General features: G+C 71.0%; 13 protein-coding genes and 1 pseudogene. 3 read left to right on the forward strand and 11 right to left on the reverse strand.

What is annotated here, in order from left to right; translation table 11 throughout:
- Nucleotides 1-338 precede the first annotated feature (338 nt).
- Nucleotides 339-626, forward strand: coding sequence for a hypothetical protein (locus CCN42_RS29045; RefSeq protein WP_086740057.1), 288 nt, complete (start codon nucleotides 339-341; stop codon nucleotides 624-626).
- Nucleotides 627-849: 223 nt separating this feature from the next.
- On the opposite strand, the gene CCN42_RS29050 is transcribed toward CCN42_RS29045, so the two are convergent.
- On the reverse strand, nucleotides 850-1308 hold the full coding sequence (locus CCN42_RS29050) for a DUF4383 domain-containing protein (RefSeq protein ID WP_086740058.1): 459 nt from the start codon (nucleotides 1306-1308) through the stop codon (nucleotides 850-852).
- A 163-nt stretch (nucleotides 1309-1471) separates the two neighbouring features.
- Entirely contained in the window at nucleotides 1472-2041 is a 570-nt protein-coding gene (locus CCN42_RS29055; RefSeq protein WP_086740060.1) for a hypothetical protein, read from the reverse strand.
- Between the two features lie 425 nt (nucleotides 2042-2466).
- Between CCN42_RS29055 and CCN42_RS29060 the strand changes: the two genes are divergently transcribed.
- Nucleotides 2467-6036: a hypothetical protein gene (locus tag CCN42_RS29060; protein WP_143662044.1), complete on the forward strand. Its 3570-nt coding sequence runs from the start codon at nucleotides 2467-2469 to the stop codon at nucleotides 6034-6036.
- 493 nt (nucleotides 6037-6529) lie between these two features.
- On the opposite strand, the gene CCN42_RS42770 is transcribed toward CCN42_RS29060, so the two are convergent.
- The 6 genes and pseudogenes from CCN42_RS42770 to CCN42_RS29090 form a co-directional block, all read right to left on the reverse strand.
- Nucleotides 6530-6697 carry a hypothetical protein gene (locus CCN42_RS42770; protein ID WP_158102141.1) on the reverse strand — a complete coding sequence of 56 codons (168 nt, stop codon included), beginning with the start codon at nucleotides 6695-6697 and terminating at the stop codon, nucleotides 6530-6532.
- Nucleotides 6694-7116, reverse strand: coding sequence for a DUF350 domain-containing protein (locus tag CCN42_RS29070; RefSeq protein ID WP_086740065.1), 423 nt, complete (start codon nucleotides 7114-7116; stop codon nucleotides 6694-6696). The genes CCN42_RS42770 and CCN42_RS29070 overlap by 4 nt, the downstream gene beginning before the upstream one ends.
- Nucleotides 7117-7318: 202 nt before the next feature.
- A pseudogene (locus CCN42_RS44885) lies at nucleotides 7319-8351 on the reverse strand (carboxylesterase family protein); the annotation flags it as partial.
- Nucleotides 8352-8358: 7 nt separating this feature from the next.
- Nucleotides 8359-9438, reverse strand: coding sequence for a serine hydrolase domain-containing protein (locus tag CCN42_RS29080; protein ID WP_086740067.1), 1080 nt, complete (start codon nucleotides 9436-9438; stop codon nucleotides 8359-8361).
- Between the two features lie 412 nt (nucleotides 9439-9850).
- Entirely contained in the window at nucleotides 9851-11815 is a 1965-nt protein-coding gene (locus CCN42_RS41630; protein WP_107427656.1) for a PA14 domain-containing protein, read from the reverse strand.
- A gap of 391 nt (nucleotides 11816-12206) precedes the next feature.
- On the reverse strand, nucleotides 12207-12608 hold the full coding sequence (locus CCN42_RS29090; RefSeq protein ID WP_086740069.1) for a RidA family protein: 402 nt from the start codon (nucleotides 12606-12608) through the stop codon (nucleotides 12207-12209).
- Nucleotides 12609-12709: 101 nt separating this feature from the next.
- On the opposite strand from CCN42_RS29090, the gene CCN42_RS29095 reads away from it, so the two are divergent.
- Nucleotides 12710-13093: a winged helix-turn-helix transcriptional regulator gene (locus CCN42_RS29095; RefSeq protein WP_086740070.1), complete on the forward strand. Its 384-nt coding sequence runs from the start codon at nucleotides 12710-12712 to the stop codon at nucleotides 13091-13093.
- Between the two features lie 177 nt (nucleotides 13094-13270).
- On the opposite strand, the gene CCN42_RS29100 is transcribed toward CCN42_RS29095, so the two are convergent.
- From CCN42_RS29100 to CCN42_RS29110, 3 genes are all read right to left on the reverse strand, one after another.
- Entirely contained in the window at nucleotides 13271-13732 is a 462-nt protein-coding gene (locus tag CCN42_RS29100; protein WP_086740072.1) for a DUF4259 domain-containing protein, read from the reverse strand.
- A 114-nt stretch (nucleotides 13733-13846) separates the two neighbouring features.
- Nucleotides 13847-14428, reverse strand: a complete 582-nt coding sequence (locus CCN42_RS29105) for a hypothetical protein (RefSeq protein WP_143662045.1) — start codon at nucleotides 14426-14428, stop codon at nucleotides 13847-13849.
- A 577-nt stretch (nucleotides 14429-15005) separates the two neighbouring features.
- Nucleotides 15006-15341: a flavin reductase family protein gene (locus tag CCN42_RS29110; protein ID WP_339384437.1), complete on the reverse strand. Its 336-nt coding sequence runs from the start codon at nucleotides 15339-15341 to the stop codon at nucleotides 15006-15008.
- Between the last annotated feature and the right edge of the window lie 186 nt (nucleotides 15342-15527).

The following is a 15527-nucleotide window of genomic DNA, read 5'->3' on the forward strand; positions in this document are numbered from 1 at the left end:
ACCGCCGCCCGCGGACCGGATCCGCCGGCATCAGCGGCTCGATCTGGTCCCACATCGCATCAGTGATCACTAATCGGACGGACACATCCGATCAACTGACCAACCCATCAAAGAGACACGCGCTAGATGTGCTGTCCCGCCAGCCGACCTGCCCGCTGAACCCACGCCGGCCGCCGAACGACCTGAGACCTGCGCAGACTCAGATGGACCGACGGGAGCGCGTCGACCACCGGGGCTTGACTCAGCCAACGAGCCGCACCCGCGTCGGTGCCGGCTGGAAAACTGATCGTTCTTGCGGTGGCGGCCGTCTGCGGCGACTCGCGTGAGAGCATCCATCCATGAGCAGTGACCTGGAAGTGAGTGCTCTGGCGATCAACGTCACGATCCCGCAGGCGCTTCGCTGGACGGATACTCGACGCGGGGAAGCGTTCACACTGACCACGCTCAACGTCCGACTTCTCCCGGACGGCCGCCTCGCCGCCAAGGCTTACGGCCGGCCGGTCGGCGGTGGTCGGGGCGCATACGTCTCGTTCCCTGTCCCCGACAAACCCGAGCTGGCGGCCCTGATCGCTGACGCTGCCAGCCGCGCCGGAGTGTTGTGGGCCGCCCATCGTGGTCTCGGTTGAGTTTGACGGATCGTAGGGGAGTCCGGCGGGACCTACCGGCCGATCGGTGAGTGCGGCCCGTATCCCGCGCGGCTGCGGCAGCAGCTGTCGGCCACCCCTGTACGCCGGCCGGACGCGGTTGCCGGGACGAGGCCTGGAAGGACAGACGGCGGTCGCGGAAGCCGACACCGTCGCCAGGCAGCCGCATCCGTGGCCGGTCCGGGCGCTCGAGTGTCTTCGCCGTTCACATGGCGGTCCGTGCCCCGTCGCGCCTGCGGGTGAGCAGCGCGCCCAGTGCGATCATGCCGAGGCCGAGCACCAGGTGGAGCCAGTTGTCAGCGGTGTTGACGGGCACGAAGTTTGCGGCGCTGTCGTGGTCGATGATCAGGCCGTACAGCCACAGGACCAGGTAGATGGCACCGCCGACGAGAAGGTAGAGCCGTGCTTGAGATGCGGTGCGTGACAGTGCCAGGCCGGCGAGACCGAAGGCCAGATGCACGAGGTTGTGCAGGATGGACACCTGGAAGACACCGAAGAGCTTGGCCTCCGAGTGGTGTGCGGCGAACTCCATGGTGTCGTAGTGCGTGGTGACGCCCGGGATGAAGCCGAGAACACCGACCAGGAGGAAGACCACTCCCACGATCAGGGCGGCCTTCTGGACCGGTGTTCGGGCCGTGCGGGGGGCACGTGCGTGTGTGGACATGGGAACTCCTCTTCTCGAGCTTGGGTCCGGCCCGGCTGCCTGGCCCGCCGCAGCCTTCCCCGAGTGCCCCCTCGACGTCGGAGGCAGTCACATCAGGACCATGTGCGAGCCGGGTGTGCACGAGCCACGGCCGATGGTCACACCCGATCCGGCTCGCGAACTCCTACGACGGGAAGTGAGCAGCTGAGCGGGCCCGCTCCCACATGCCGGGAGCCTGCTCGACCGGGCGCTGCTGTTCGCCGTGCAGGGCGTTGAGCACCACCAGGCAGCCGGTCAACGCCGGGACCGCCCACTGCGCGAAGGCCAGCTGCCGGCGTGCCTTGTGCAGGTCGATGGGGTGTTTCTGCGCCTGCTCGATGTCATCGGGGTCGGAGGAGGAGGCCAGCTCGACCTTCTTCCCCAGCACGCGAGCGTAGGCGGTGGCGGCCAGGGCCGCGGCGGTGACGACGGTCTTGGCCGTGGTGGAGGCGGCCACGCCCTGCTGGGCCGCGACACGGTGCGCGTTCACGGCGAGCAGCCCACCGCCGCCGAACAGGTGCGCGCCGATCGCGGCCGCGTTGACCGGCGTCCACTTCGCCCATCCAGACGAAGAGATCCGATCCTTGGCGGCTTCCGTTCCGCCTTCGTCCCTGGCGGCGCCGTTGAGGCCGATCGCGCCCATCAGCGAGCCGCCGAACCAGGCTGCCAGACCCACATCGTGCAGGCTACGGATGAGGGTGTTGCGTTCGGTCATGACGGTGCTCCTTCAGGAGAGGGGGACGAGGGTCGACAAAAATGTCGAGCACACCCCCACCTTCGGTGAATCCGGGCTGCTCTGCCATCACGACTGAGCCGGATGAGCAGTCCCACCCCGACGCGGCCGAACGGGGAGCGTCGGACGGCATCCACTTTTGGCGACCGCCACCTGCTCGGGTCTGACAGGTGGCCGTCCCGGCCAGGGCCGCGCGACGCGGATGGCATCGATGACCGATTCGGCATGGGTGCAGTCGGTGCGGGTGCCGGCCGTGACGGGGAACCCGCGATGTGTGACAAGTGCCAGGCCGCTGCGGGCCGGCCTCCCAGGAGTCATCGGACTGCTGCCAGGGCGCCCTGGCGGGTGGACGAGGCTGGCGCTGGTGCCGACCGGGATTGTCAGTGCCGGTGTCTAGCATGGCGCCCATGACGAAGACGCAGGTGGGGGCGGCAGAGGGGCTGCTGCGTGGGATGGTCGTGGCCGGTGAGGAGGCGGAGGGCGCGGGCCCGTGGAGTGATGCCGCGTTGCGGGCGGTTGAGCGGGCGCGGCCCGCGCGCTCGGTGGCGGCCAGGGTCGCCGCTGCGGGTGGGGTCGACGACGAGTCAGCCGCCTTCCTCAGGGATCTGTCGGAACGCCATCTCGGTGCGGACGTGGCCCGCTGGTGCGCGCTGCACGACGCGCTGACCGCATACCGCGGCTCTCTGCCCGAGCTGCTCGCCGCGCCGCCGGTGGCGCCGGTGTCCGACGACACCCTCCGTCCGCCCGCGCCCCGCAGTGTCCACCGCACGCTCGGCCTGCTCCTCGAGCATGCGGAGCCACGGCATGCCGCGGCCGCGTTCGCCGCCTTGCCCGAGCGGGTGACGACAGAGCTGCTCGCCGGGGGGACTCTGCCGGCGCCCGCCCTCGTCGCCGCCGTCGTCGGTCACGGCGACAGCCGCACCCGGACAGCCCTGGCCCGCCATCCCCGGCTCGACACCCGGGTCCTGGCCCGGCTGGTCGTGGTCGGCGACGCCCAGGTCGCCGCAGCCGTCTATCGCAACCCGCGCACCACCCAGTCCCTGCGCCGAACCGTCGTGGAGCGACTCGACACCGTGCCGCTCGACAACGCTCTGCGCGCCGAGCTGACGGCGCCGAACGGCCAGGTTCCGCGTACCTGGCTCACCCCGCTGCTCGGCTCGGGCGACCCGCGGCTCGTGGTGCCGGCACTGCGGTGCGGCGTACGCCGAGTCGCCCAGCAGTACGCCCTGCTGAGAATCTGGGAGCGAACCGGCCCGGACGCCGTACGCGCCGTGCTCGACGACCCCACCGCAGCCGCCTGGCTGAGCCGGGCCGTCGTGGACACGGTCACCGAGACCCTGGCCACCCCGCACGGCGAGGGGCCGCGTCGACTGCGCGCGCAGGGCGAGCCGTACGAAGACCCCGCCCGGCTGCCCGAGCTGCTCGCCACCGCCCGGGGCACCAGCACCCTGCGCGACCTTCTGTCCGAGCCGTACGCCCATGATCTCGACGCCCTGGCCGCGGCCCATGCCGCGACCCCGTTCATGCCCAAGGCCTGCGAGGAGCTGGCCCGCCACGAGGCGGCGAGCGATGCACAGCGCCAGGCGTTCCGGCTGAGCGTCCTCAACGAGCCGTGGCGGGCCGCGGGCCGTCGCGCCGGGAACTCCACCCTGCCCGCGCGGCGCCTCGCGGAGGAGGAGCTCGACGACAGCGCCGCCGTCTGGGCGGAGGGCATGGCAGCGGCGGGGTTCCTCGACCCGGTCGAGCTGATCGGCACCGCCCGCCCTGCCGCCTACGCCCTGGCCGCGCTCGCCCGCCTCGTCGAACGGGATCTGCTGGGCTCGGCGGCGGTCGCCGAACTGCAGGCATTGACGCAGGCGCATCTGGGGGAGCGGAGGCGAGCCTGGGCTGCGCTCGATGTCCTGCTGCCCGAACACGGGGGAACGGTTGCGGACCTCATCGCCGAGGCGGGGAAGGGACCGGACGAGGCCGCCGCCGAGCCTGCACCGCCGGCCGGGCCCGAGCCGCCTGCCCGGGCCGAACCGCTCGTCGAACCGCTGGCCGAGCCGCCGAACGAAGGCGCGGCCGAGCCCGTACCGCCCACCTCGCAACCTCCATCCGCCCGGACTCTCCACCGGCGCGAGCGTGTGCACGCACTGGCTGCGCTCGACCTGCTGTACTCCCTCGCCCCGGCCGGTGCGCCCCGGCCGACGGACCCCGAGGTGCTGCGCGCGCTGACCATGTACGAGTCGGCGACCGCGCCCGGCCTCGCCATCCCCCGCTGGTTCGCCCTCGCCTGCGCCGTCCACAACATCCCCGCGTCCCGGAACGGCGTCGCGGACGAGCCGCCCAGCCTCGCGCAGGTGCGTGCGCGGCTCCCCGAGACGTACGGATCCGGCGCGCAGCACACCGAGCGCGCCTACGCACAGGGCGTGCTGCCCGCCGAAGAGCTGCTCACCCTGCTGCCCGCCCGGCATCTGCTCCTGCTGCCCCACGACTGGCGGCGGCTCGCGTTCGCCGACGCGTGGCGGGCCGTGCTCGCCCGCCGGCTGCGCGCCGAACTCGGCACCGACCCCGACGCCTGGCTCCGCCTGGCAGCGACCGTGACGGCGTCCGAAGCCACCTCCGAAGGGCTGACCTGGACGCAGTTGCTTCGGCGGGCACAGTCCGGTGCCGGCCCGGAAGCGAGCGCGGAAACGCGCATCGGCAGGACCAGACCGGCCACCCCCGACGAGGCGATCAAGCTGCTGGAGCACGGCGACCATCTGTGGGCCTGGCCGGAGGGCACCCTGCTCTGCCTCGCCGACGCCGAGGTGGTCGACGCCGTACTGCCCCGGCTCGGCCCCGACGGGCCCTGGCTGCTCGCCGCGTACCTGCTGCGCTACGGCCGCGCACCACGCGCCGTCCTCGACCGGCTGCTCGCGGACCGCGACCACGACGCGCTGCGCGTCCTGGCCGCCCAGTCCCGCTGGATGAAGCGCAGCGCGGTGGAACGCCTCGTCGGCCTGGACGAACCCGAGGTCGACCTCGCCCTGCTGCGGCACTGGATCCCCCGGCCCACCGTCCACCGGATCGTGACCCGGTCACGGCCCGGCTCCGGACAGCAGTCCCTGGGCGCCCGGGTGCTGGCCGACTGGCGTGCCGAGGGCTCCGCGCGGCCGGCCGGCGGTCTGATGTGGCTGTGCTCCGCCGAACCCGGCCTCGTGGAGGAGCTGCTCGAACAAGAGGGCTCGCGGCTTGGCCTCGGGCATCAATTGCTCGGCTGCCTGCGGCTGTTCGAGCACGGCGGCGCCGACCGGCTGGCGAGGCTCGCGGGGCGGGACGTGCTGGGGCGCTCCGCCACCACCGTATGCGCGAAGGCCCTGGCGTCCGCCGATCCCGCCGCCGTCCTGCGAACCCGGCTCGACCGCGAGCTGGCGCCGGAGAAACTCGTCCGGAAGCTGAGGCGAGCCCGGCACGCCGCGCACGCACGTGACCTCGTCGAGTCCGTCCCGCCGGGCGAGGGTGTGGACTGGGCCGCTCTCGAAGCCGCCCACGCCCAGGAACCGCTCCCGTACTGGCAGCACATCGTCCGCCTTGACGGCGTCCCCGAGGACGTACGGCTGCGGCACGCGGCGCTGCTGCCCGAGCCGGGCCCCGACGGCCTGCCCGGCAGCGCGCGGCTCACCCGGGAGCGGGCCCGGCACGGTCTCGGAGGCCAGTTCCACTGCGCGCCGTCCACCCAGCTGGACGGGCTGCTCACGGCGGGGCTGCTCGACGGCGCGGACCTGGTGCGCCTCGCGGCCCCGGCCGGGCGGCTGCTCGCCTACCTGGGTGCCGCCGCCCGCCGCACGGACGCCCCGCCCGAGGCCGCCGAGGCCCGCACGCTCCTCGCGGACCTCGTGCGTTCCCGTCTCGGCACGGATCCGGCGGCCTGGTGCCGGGTGGCGCAGCGGCTGACCGGCCTCGCCCCCGAGTGGGATCCGTTCTCGACGGTGGAGGCGCTGCTCGCCGCCTAGAACCGAGTGGAAGGACCGCGTCAACTCGCCCCTGGCGGGCGCTGCTGCGGCGGGCGGAGCGCCGAGATGTACCTGGCCGCGGCCGGTCGTGCAGCGTCCGCGGCGGCGTTGCTCGTGTTCGCGCAGCCCTCAGTGGACGCTGTTGCCGCCGGTCTCCCGGGCTCCTGTCGGCACCGGTTCCCTCGTCACCTCAAAGAGTGGCATCGGGCATGCGGCAGGAGCCTGAGGGCACCTGGTGCCCATGGCCGACCTTTCGCAGCTCATGCAGCAGACAATGCGTCGCCGCCGTCTGTCGTCCGAAGCACTCGCTGAGAGAACCGGTATCCGTACGCCGCGTATCCGAGCCTTCCTCGAAGACGGAGCCGCGGGGCCAGTGCGTCCCACGCACGATGAACTCGCCGAGCTCGCCGCCGCGCTCGTCCTGCCCTTGCCGGACGTTCTGGCAGCCGCGGGGATCCACCGCCGGCTCGCGGGTGTGTAGCCCTCGCGGCGTTCAGGGCAGGCGCTGTACCGGACGAAGGAGATGCAGGATCCTGATGGGCGGTTCCACTTCCTTCGACGGGCCGACGACGATCGGCTTGCCGTTGTCGATGACGATGTCCGACACCGTGATACCCGCCGTCGGCGACGGTTCCGCCGCTTGCGACGACAGCGACCTCACGCGATGGACGCCGAGATGATGGCGGAAACAGCGAGGTTGCAGGACGCCGTCACCCAGACCGCAGGATGAGGTTCTGCCTCGACCAGCGTCGCGCCCAGGCGCCCCGGCGTGATCAGGTCCACCACCAGGAACGCCACGGCCATCATCACGAGTCCGAGCAGCCCGAACGCCGCAGTCGAGACCAGTCCCTTGCCGAAGTCCTGGTACGTCGTCCAGATGGACGTGAACACGATGCCGCCGATACCGAGCAGTGCCGAGCTGAGCACCATGGCGGCGTTGCGATTGCGTTGTTCCCAGATCTGCCGGCCGAGCTTTCCAGGCGTCAGCGCGTCGACCAGGAAGATCCCGAGGACCAGCAGGACCAGACCCAGGCCGCCATACGCGCCGGCCCGCCCGAGTCCGTTGACGATGTCGCTCATGAGGATGCCAACTCCGTAGCGTGAGATCGTAAGTGATCGCGGTCAAGGAGAGGCAGAATCTAGCGCACCCGTTCCGCCCGCTGAACGGGCGCCCGGCCCTCCGTGAGCATCATCGTTCGGGGATGCGGGTGGATGTGTCCCGCTCGACTTGGCGTGGAGATCCATACGCCGAGCTTCCCGACCACGGAGCGTCCTCGAAGGCTCAGTGCCAGGCCTGTCGTTCCTGGCTGCGTGGGTCGTCGGACTGGGTCCACTCGGTGCCGATGCGCATGGTGGCCCGGCGCTCGTCGTCGTAGGGGTCCCAGCCGGGGTTGCCGGTCGTGGCGGAACCGGACCCATGTCCCGTGCGTACGGGGTGAGATCCGCGCGGGGCTCGTCGGGGCCGAGCAGAGCGGCGGGGCCGTGCAATTGCGGAAGGCGGGCGACAGCGAAGACGAACGGCAGCTCGACCGCGTGGGTGGCGCCGAGCCCTCCGTCCAAGGCGTGGGAGCGCCGGGCGAACTCGTAGGCGTGGGTGGCGGACTCGGGATGGGCGGCATGCGCGCCGGCCACGGCCCAGCTCCTGCGCCGAACAACGCGTCGCCCGTGACGGCGGAGCGCAGCTCGCCGAAGGACGCCTCGGGGCGTGTCTTCCGGTACGTCTCGACGAGCCGCGCCGGTTCCGGGTGCGCACGCGCCGCCGCATCGTCGACGTCACCGGTGGTCGAGGTGGCGTACTTGCCCACAGGGACCGGAGAGAGGTTTCCCCCCTCGGCGTTGGTCCCGATGAGCAGGCCGACGTCGGCGCTCGGCGCTCGGCGCTCGGGGCCCGCGGCCACGGATCCGGCGGGCTGCGTGCCGAGGGCCAGTCTGAGGGGGCTGAGCCCGAGCAGCGGATCGTGGTGCGACTCGGTCCGCAGGTCGACGCCCGCGAGCGCGGAGGCGGCCTCGACCAAGCGCTTGTCGGAGATCTCCGCGAAAGCGTCGGCATGAGGCGCTATGCCCATGACCTCGGCCGCAGCCCGGGTGACGCGGGCAGCCTGCTCGGTGGTGAACGCCCCCAGGCCGCTGCCGCTCTGGACGATCGCCCGGCGGAAGAAGCCGGCGGCTTCGGGGCGGCGATGACGCCGCCGACGATGGTCGCCCCGGCCGACTGGCCGAAGAGGGTGACGCTGTGCGGTCACCGCCGAAGGCGGCTATGTTCTCCCGCACCGAGCGCAGCGCGGCGACAAGTCCAGCAGGCCGCGGTTGGCGGGCGTGGGCTCAGGGGCCGACGAGTTCGTCGAGCAGAGCGAAGACCAGGGCGTCGAACGTGTGCGAGGCATCGCTGTATGTGTTCACCATCATCATCACCGCCGTTCCGCTCTTCCGGTCAAACGCCGCACAGGTGCTGAAGCCGTAGGTGCCGCCGTTGTGCCAGGTCACCGTCCGGCCGTCGGACAGCACGCCGAAGTGCCAGCCGAGCCCCAGTCGCAGGCCCGTGGCGGGGTCGGTGAAGTGGTGTCGCTGCGTCAGCTCGATCGCGTGCCGGAGCGGCGAGCGCTCCGGGCGCAGCTGGGCGCCCAGGTACCGCAGCATGTCGTCGGCGGTGCTGTACATCGAGGTGCCCGCACCGCTGAGGACGCGGTCGCGCCAGTCGGGAACGGCCTCCCCGGCCATGTGGCCGACGGCCTTGCGGGAGGCCATGTCCGGCCGCAGGGTCGTGGTCGTGTCCGACAGGCCCAGCGGTCCGGCCACCCGGCGCCGCAGCATCGCGTCCACGCCGTCGAAGGCCAGCGCCTGGCCGAGCAGCCCGAAGCCCAGGTTGGAGTATGTGCACGCACTGCCTGGCTCGTGGATCAGAGGGGTCTGGGGCAGACCGGCGGCCAAGTCCTTCAGCGTGTAGTGCGCGTACGGGTTGTACGGGTCCGCCTCGGCCAGGAGGTTGGCGGGAAGGCTGGGCAGGCCGGAGGAGTGGGTGGCCAGGTCGCGCAGGGTGATCCGCCGGGTTTTCCCGCGCGGGACGGTGAACCCTGATGGCAGCCTGAGCGGCGTGTCCAGGCGCACCGTGCCCGCGCCCACGGCACGTGCGAACGCGGTGGCGGTGAGCGTCTTGCCGATCGAGCCGAGCTGGAACACCGTCCTGCCATCGGGGGCGGGGCCGTCCTGGGCGGCCCCGGCCACATACCGCCGGCCACCGCGGATGACACCGAACACCGTGCTCGGGGCACCGGCGGCCAGCGCGCGGTCGAGGTAGGGCCGCACCCGCGTCGCCAGACCGTTCCCGGCTGCCATGGCCTTGCCGGGTATCAGTACCACACCGGCCGCGGCCGTCGCGGTGCCCAGCAGCCTTCGTCGATTCATGGTCCGCTCCTTCGTCGCTCGGTACGGCGTGCGAATGCGCACGCCGACGTTGAGTCAAGCGGCTCCAGCGGCCAGCATCAACATTCAGCTCAGGGGCGCGACCACACAGCGACGGCTTGCGTCTGCACCGGATCGTCGGGGAAGTGATCCTCTGTTACGGAAGGGGACAGGCGGCCCCCGGCCCCGCGGGCGGGGCCGACCGCTTCGCGGGGCGCGGCGCCGCGCGGGCGAGCAAGCCAACCAACGCGGTCCGTGAACTCCTGCGCTGCTGTCCGGGCAGCGCGCTGCGCGGCGGGGTGTGGACCTACCGCATGTTCGCGTCCACCGTCACCACCTGTTCCGTCAACCGCCTGCGCACGTGGCCACAGCCGAGGGGGCCGGAGATCGTTCCTCCGGCCCCGCCGTCTCCGGATCAGGTGCCGGGTGTCGCCGAGACCTCGGGGGACAGCTCCGACTCCAGGCCGGCCGCGTTGACCACGGACACGGCGAAGTAGTACGGACGGCCGAACTCCGGGGTCCCCACCCACATGTCGGTGGCGGGCGTCGTGTAGACGTTCTCGGCGTTGGCCTTGGTGACACCGGGCTGCCTGGAGACGTAGACGCGATATCCGGTGATCTCCGGGTCTCCGGGCCCGATCGGCACGGCGGCCCATACCAGGTGGACCTGCGTGGCGGTGGCGTCGGCCTCGTACACCGTGGTGGACGGGGGCGGCTGCGGCGCGCTCACCGTCGGCAGCACCGAGGCGGAGGCGGGGGACCGCACGCCATAGGCGGAGTGGGCGACGACGGCGTAGTGGTAGTCAAGCTCGTCGGTGGCGACCGTGCGCTCCAGGGACTTGGCGGTGGTGGTGGCGTAGACGTTCGCCGGATCGGTGGTGTCCACGGTGGCGCTGCGCGAGCGGTACACGGTGTAACCGGAGACGGGGACGTAACCGCCCTGGTCCCACCAGAGGGTGAGGTGGTCACCGACGATCCGGGCCAGACCGACGGAGGGCGCCTTCGGCACGGCGTTGGGGCCGACCGACCGGGCGGCGGTCACCTGCGCCGACGTCGACTCGTTGCCGGCCGCGTCCACGGCGGTGACGTAGTAGATGTAGCGCTGTCCGGGGTCGCCCGTCGTGTCGCGATAGTTCCAGGTGGTCGTGGTGCCGAGCGGGATGCGCGGGCCGGCGGACGACGAGGCCCGGTAGACGGAGTAGCGCACGGTGTCCGGGTTGCTGCCGGACCAGCCCAGGGTGACCCCCGTGTCGTCCTGGGAGACCGCCTCCAGGTTGTTCGGCGCGAGAGGCGCGACCGTGTCGCGGGTGGCCCACACGGGGGACGAGTACGCCGACGCGTTCCCGGCCGTGTCCAGGGCGCGCACCTTGTAGGCGGCGGGTATGTCGACCGGGGCGTGCAGGTCGGTGTACGCGGTCCCTCGGAGCGTGGCGATCCGTTCGTACGGGCCGTTCTCGGCGGTCGCGCGGACCACCTCGTAGGAGGCGGCGCCCGCCACGGCATGCCAGCTCAGCGAGTTGGCGTCCCGGCCAGGGGTCGCCGTCAGGTTCTGCGGGGCCCCGGGGGCGGTGTGGTCGGCGGTGGTGACGCCCTGGTCCGCGGTGCCCTTCGAGGTGTTGCCGGCCTTGTCGTGGGCGCGGACCTCGTAGTAGTACGTCGCGCCGGTCGCCGGCAGGGTGGTGTCGGTGTAGGACGTCGCGGTGGTCGTGGTGAGCTTCGTCCAGGTGGTGGTTCCCTTGAGACGGCGGTAGGCGCTGTAGCCCGCGAGGTCCATCTCCTTGTTCCTGGACCAGGTGAGCTTCGCCCTGTTGGTGGCGGGGTCGTGGGTGACCTTGACGCCCACGGGGATGAGGGGGGCGACCTTGTCGACGGTGGCGGACGTGCGGGGCGCGTACGTGAACTTGGTGTTCGCGGCGCCGGTCCAGTTGACGAAGTCGACGCGGAGGGTGTGCCTGCCGGACGGAATCGTCACGTTGACCGATTTGCCGACCGTCGTCGAGACGTTCTTCCACAGGTCGATCTTGCGGACGCCGTCGAGGTAGACGCGGACGCCGTCCTGCGCGGACGCGGAGAAGGTGAACGGGCCGCCGGAGCCGAAGTCGCGGGTGACGCTCCAGCGGACGCCGAAGTTGTTGCCGGGCAGTCCGGCGGCAGGGGCTCCGGTGCCCCAGTTCTCGTTGACGGCGCTGTCGCAGTCGGTCTTCTTCGGCGTTCCGGAGAACGTGGTGTTGGCGAAGAACTGCCGCTTGAAGACGGGGGAGGCGCAACTCGTCGCGGCGGCGGCGGCGGCGGGTGCGGCCGTGGCGGTGAGCAGGCCGCCCGCGGTGGCGAGCACGACCGTGGTGGAGAGGGCGACGGTCGAGTGTCTGGCTGGGTTCATTCGGTCCTCAGATCGAGATGTGCGGGAACGAAGGCCACGAAAGCCGTCGCAGAGGTCCGACGGATCGGGAAGGCGGTTGGTTGTACGGCACTTGGCGCACATCTCACTCCGTTGCGTTCGGCCGCGATGGCGCACGGGCCCCGCCGTGGACGAATCCGTCGTCCACGGTTCGAGCGCGTTGGACATCCGGCGCGGCGGCGTGGTGGCGTTCCAGTTGCCCGACTGGTGGGAGACGGCCGTACTGACGCTCGCGTGCCGGCGCCTGGACGCCGTGACTGTGCCGGTGTCGCTGCGCTTCGGCCGGCGCGAGCTGGGCCGTCGGCCTCCACCCGGGCGGCGGTCCTGGTCACCGCGGACGACCGGCCCGGCCCGGTCTGTGCGAGGCGGGATCTCAAGCGGGCAGTTTCGTGTCGATGACGAAGCTGATTTCGATGACCTGGCCGGGAAAGGTCAGTTCGGTGATGCCCAGGACCGTGCTGGCCGGGCGGTGATCACCGAAGTACGCCAGATTGCCCTTCGCTGTCGCCGCGGCATTCTGCCGCAGGTTCACCACGTACAGGATCTGCGAGACGACCTGGTTCCGGGTGGCGCCGTAGTGGTCCAGGACCTTGTCCATGTTGGCGTAGGTCTGCTCGAGCTGGGCGGCGAAATCTCCCGCGTGGAGGAACTCGCCTGCCTCGTCGAACGAGAGCTGTCCGGAAACGTGGATCAGCTCGCCGGACCTGAGCGCCTGTGAGTAGCCGAAGTCGCTCTCGGCCGGCACGTTGTAGTTGAAGACATCAATGGTGGCCACGGTGCTCGCCCTTCCGATGTGCTCTCTTGTAGTTACTCGGGAACTGTAGGAGAGTGACGGTTGACCTGGAAGAACGCACCTTTCGGTGACTGAGGAACCTGATGGTGACCACGCAACTGCTCAAGGGCCTGCCCGAAGACGCTGACCTGCGGCGTGCGGACTCTCTGGCGCGGGAGATCTTCTCGGACATCGCCAACAAGTGGGCGCTCCTGATCATCGAGGCGCTCGGCGAGCGCACCCTGCGCTTCAGCGAACTGCGCGACGAGGTCGAGGGCGTCAGCCACAAGATGCTCACCCAGAACCTGCGCATGCTGGAGCGCAATGGCCTGGTCGACCGGAAGGTGCACCCCACCGTGCCGCCGCGAGTCGAGTACACCCTCACCGAGCCGGGACGGGCCCTGCGCACCGCGGTCGACGTCATATGCGGCTGGACCCACCAGCACCTCGGTCACATCGAGAGTGCGCGCGGCCGTTTCGACGCCTGACGGCCACGCAGCGACACCCTCGCGTGTTGCGTGAGTCCTTGATCGATCTCACGCTGGTGGTCCCCAACGTGGCCCGCGCTTCGCCTGATCGGGCTACCGAGCGGTCCTGTGCCACAGGTCAAGAAACAGACATCTCACAGGCGGCGGGCCGTCCCGTGGACTTGCTGCTGTTCCTCGTCAACATCCATGAGCCGCAGGACGGTCGGATGTCGAAGAAGGCTTCGTCCTGTCGCGGGGTCGGGGGTCGAGGACATCGCGGAGGCGGGTGATGTCTTGGCGCCATTTCGGCCCGTTCTCTGCGTCGCCCCACAGCTCGGCGAGTTCGGACAGCTCAGAGACCACTTGGTCCAGGGCGTCGATGGCAAGCGTTCGGAGATCTGCGGGGAATTCCGGCAGCGGCTCCGATGGGCCGTAGTTGGCACACACGGGCTCGCCGTCAGGGTGCTGTGCCGCAACCAGGGCTGCTGCTGCAACGGCTCGCTCGGCGTCGGGCGCATCCAGGAAGCCGGCGCGGTCGGCGGCGCGTTCCAGGACTCCGCGGATCATGGACTCGCGGTCTTCCACGGCTGCCTCGTCCAGGTCGCCGGCGAAGTCGGCGGCGGTGTCGTTGTCGAAGGGGCCGATGTCCCAGGTGCCCATGTGGTCTCCTTGCGCAGCCGTCCGGGCATCTTCGCACCGGCCACCGACAGGGAAGCCAGGAGGCAAGCCGTACGCGCTGCGGGAGCCGCCTTGCGGCCGCCGGGCCCCTGCTTCTCACCCGCTCTCGGGCGGGACGGGTGCGCAGATGCCGCACAGGCGGTAGCGGGTGCCGCCGCGGGGACCGGTGCGCTCCTTCACCCAGGTGGCCGCCTCGGCGGGCTCCATGACGCGCATGTGCGTGGCCCACCCGGAGCTGAGGGCGCCGTCGTGGGCGAAGCGGGTCAAAGCGCCGTGCAGCTGCGGCGAGCCGTCTCCTTCGACGCCACCGACCCTCTGCTCGATCTGCCGGCAGGCGCTGCGATGCAGCGTGTGCTTCCCGGCAGCGTAGGGGTAGCGGTCGGGCTCGTGGAAGCGGCGTCGCTGCATGAGTGAGGCGGCACGGATGGCGGCGAACTCCTCGCGGGCCTCGGCGCAGACCTGGCACCCGGGAGCACACACCGACACCGTGACGTCGCCCGCCGACATCGTGACGCCGTCTGCGGCACGGGCCGGCCGCGGCACCCCGGCCACCGCATCCTGCGGCTGGAGCCGCTGGCCGGGCGGCCGGGCTTCTGCGAGACGTACGGCTGCGGCGGCCCGCCGGCCCGCCTCCCTTGCGGCGCGCTGCCGTGCAGAAATCCGTCCCCGCTTCGCCATGGAATGCCGCCCTTCTTCTTCGCGTCGGCCACAGGCGTAAAAGGTACGGTGCCATGGAACGCGTCGGCCACCATTTCCTGCGCGCGTGTCACTCGGCGGACCGTCAACCCTTGCCGCAGCGTCCGTCAATCCGGCCGGGCGGTCATAATGCCTCCGAATAGCTGTGGATCGACTGGTGCACGCAGAGGAACACGCCTGCGCACAGGACCCATTTCTCACGGCGGCTAGTCACGCCCGGAGCGACGCCGGGGAGCAGGGCGGCGGCGAGAGCCGCGCCGAGAGAAATGGCGATTATCTTCCTACATTTGTGCATGAGAAGAGATTATCGTGTTCGAAGTTCTGCACCGCTGGCAAGGGGCGGGGGCAGCAGTCCGGTGATTCTGGCCCACGGGAAATGGCTGTGCATGTCGAAAGTCGTGACGCGGATGAGCAACCATTCCGGCTGTCGCTGTGCAGTGCCTTTCCGCTCATGCCGGTCGACCGTGGGGCTGCCGGTGGCTGCGCGCGCACTCCGGTGCCCGGCAGACGGCGGCCTTTGTGTGCCGGGATGCGTGGCGCGGCCGCCCAGAGGCCCTGTTCAGTCCAGGGTGCGGTAGCCGCCGGCGTGGTAGACCAGCGGTTGGTAGGCGGTCTCGGTGTTGACCTGGCGGACGCGGCCGATCACCAGGTGGTGGTCGCCTGCGGGGACGCGTGCCTCGATGTCGAGGTACAGCCGTCCGGCGACGCCGTCGAGGACGGGCTCGCCGCTGGGCAGCCGGGTGAAACGGGTGGGGGCGGCGAAGCGGTCGATGCCGCTGGTCGCAAAGCGCGTGGCGAGTCCTTCGTGCTCGTCGGCGAGGAAATGGACGACCGCGCCGGTTGCGTCGCGTACATGGGGCCAGGACGACGAATTCGTGGCCAGTGCGAAGGACACCAGGGGAGGGGTCAGTGAGAGGAGGTCAGGGAGGTGGCAGTGAAGCCGGCCGGGCCGCTGCCTCCGTCCGTGGTGATGATCACGACAGCGGCGGGGTGCGCTCGGAACACCCTTTTGAAGTCCTCTGCCGTCGCCGTGATCGCTGGAGCCGAGGCGGGGATCAGGGTGGTCATCGGTTCTCCTCAG

The organism is Streptomyces glaucescens (assembly GCF_002154375.1).
Classification (GTDB): Bacteria; Actinomycetota; Actinomycetes; order Streptomycetales; family Streptomycetaceae; genus Streptomyces; species Streptomyces glaucescens.

What these genes read in the sequence shown, in the direction of transcription:
- CCN42_RS29045 (WP_086740057.1), top strand. Translation starts at nt 339, where the DNA reads ATGAGCAGTGACCTGGAAGTGAGTGCTCTGGCGATCAACGTCACGATC.
- CCN42_RS29050 (WP_086740058.1), bottom strand. Translation starts at nt 1,308, where the DNA reads ATGTCCACACACGCACGTGCCCCCCGCACGGCCCGAACACCGGTCCAG.
- CCN42_RS29055 (WP_086740060.1), bottom strand. Translation starts at nt 2,041, where the DNA reads ATGACCGAACGCAACACCCTCATCCGTAGCCTGCACGATGTGGGTCTG.
- CCN42_RS29060 (WP_143662044.1), top strand. Translation starts at nt 2,467, where the DNA reads ATGACGAAGACGCAGGTGGGGGCGGCAGAGGGGCTGCTGCGTGGGATG.
- CCN42_RS29070 (WP_086740065.1), bottom strand. Translation starts at nt 7,116, where the DNA reads ATGAGCGACATCGTCAACGGACTCGGGCGGGCCGGCGCGTATGGCGGC.
- CCN42_RS29080 (WP_086740067.1), bottom strand. Translation starts at nt 9,438, where the DNA reads ATGAATCGACGAAGGCTGCTGGGCACCGCGACGGCCGCGGCCGGTGTG.
- CCN42_RS41630 (WP_107427656.1), bottom strand. Translation starts at nt 11,815, where the DNA reads ATGAACCCAGCCAGACACTCGACCGTCGCCCTCTCCACCACGGTCGTG.
- CCN42_RS29095 (WP_086740070.1), top strand. Translation starts at nt 12,710, where the DNA reads ATGGTGACCACGCAACTGCTCAAGGGCCTGCCCGAAGACGCTGACCTG.
- CCN42_RS29100 (WP_086740072.1), bottom strand. Translation starts at nt 13,732, where the DNA reads ATGGGCACCTGGGACATCGGCCCCTTCGACAACGACACCGCCGCCGAC.
- CCN42_RS29105 (WP_143662045.1), bottom strand. Translation starts at nt 14,428, where the DNA reads ATGGCGAAGCGGGGACGGATTTCTGCACGGCAGCGCGCCGCAAGGGAG.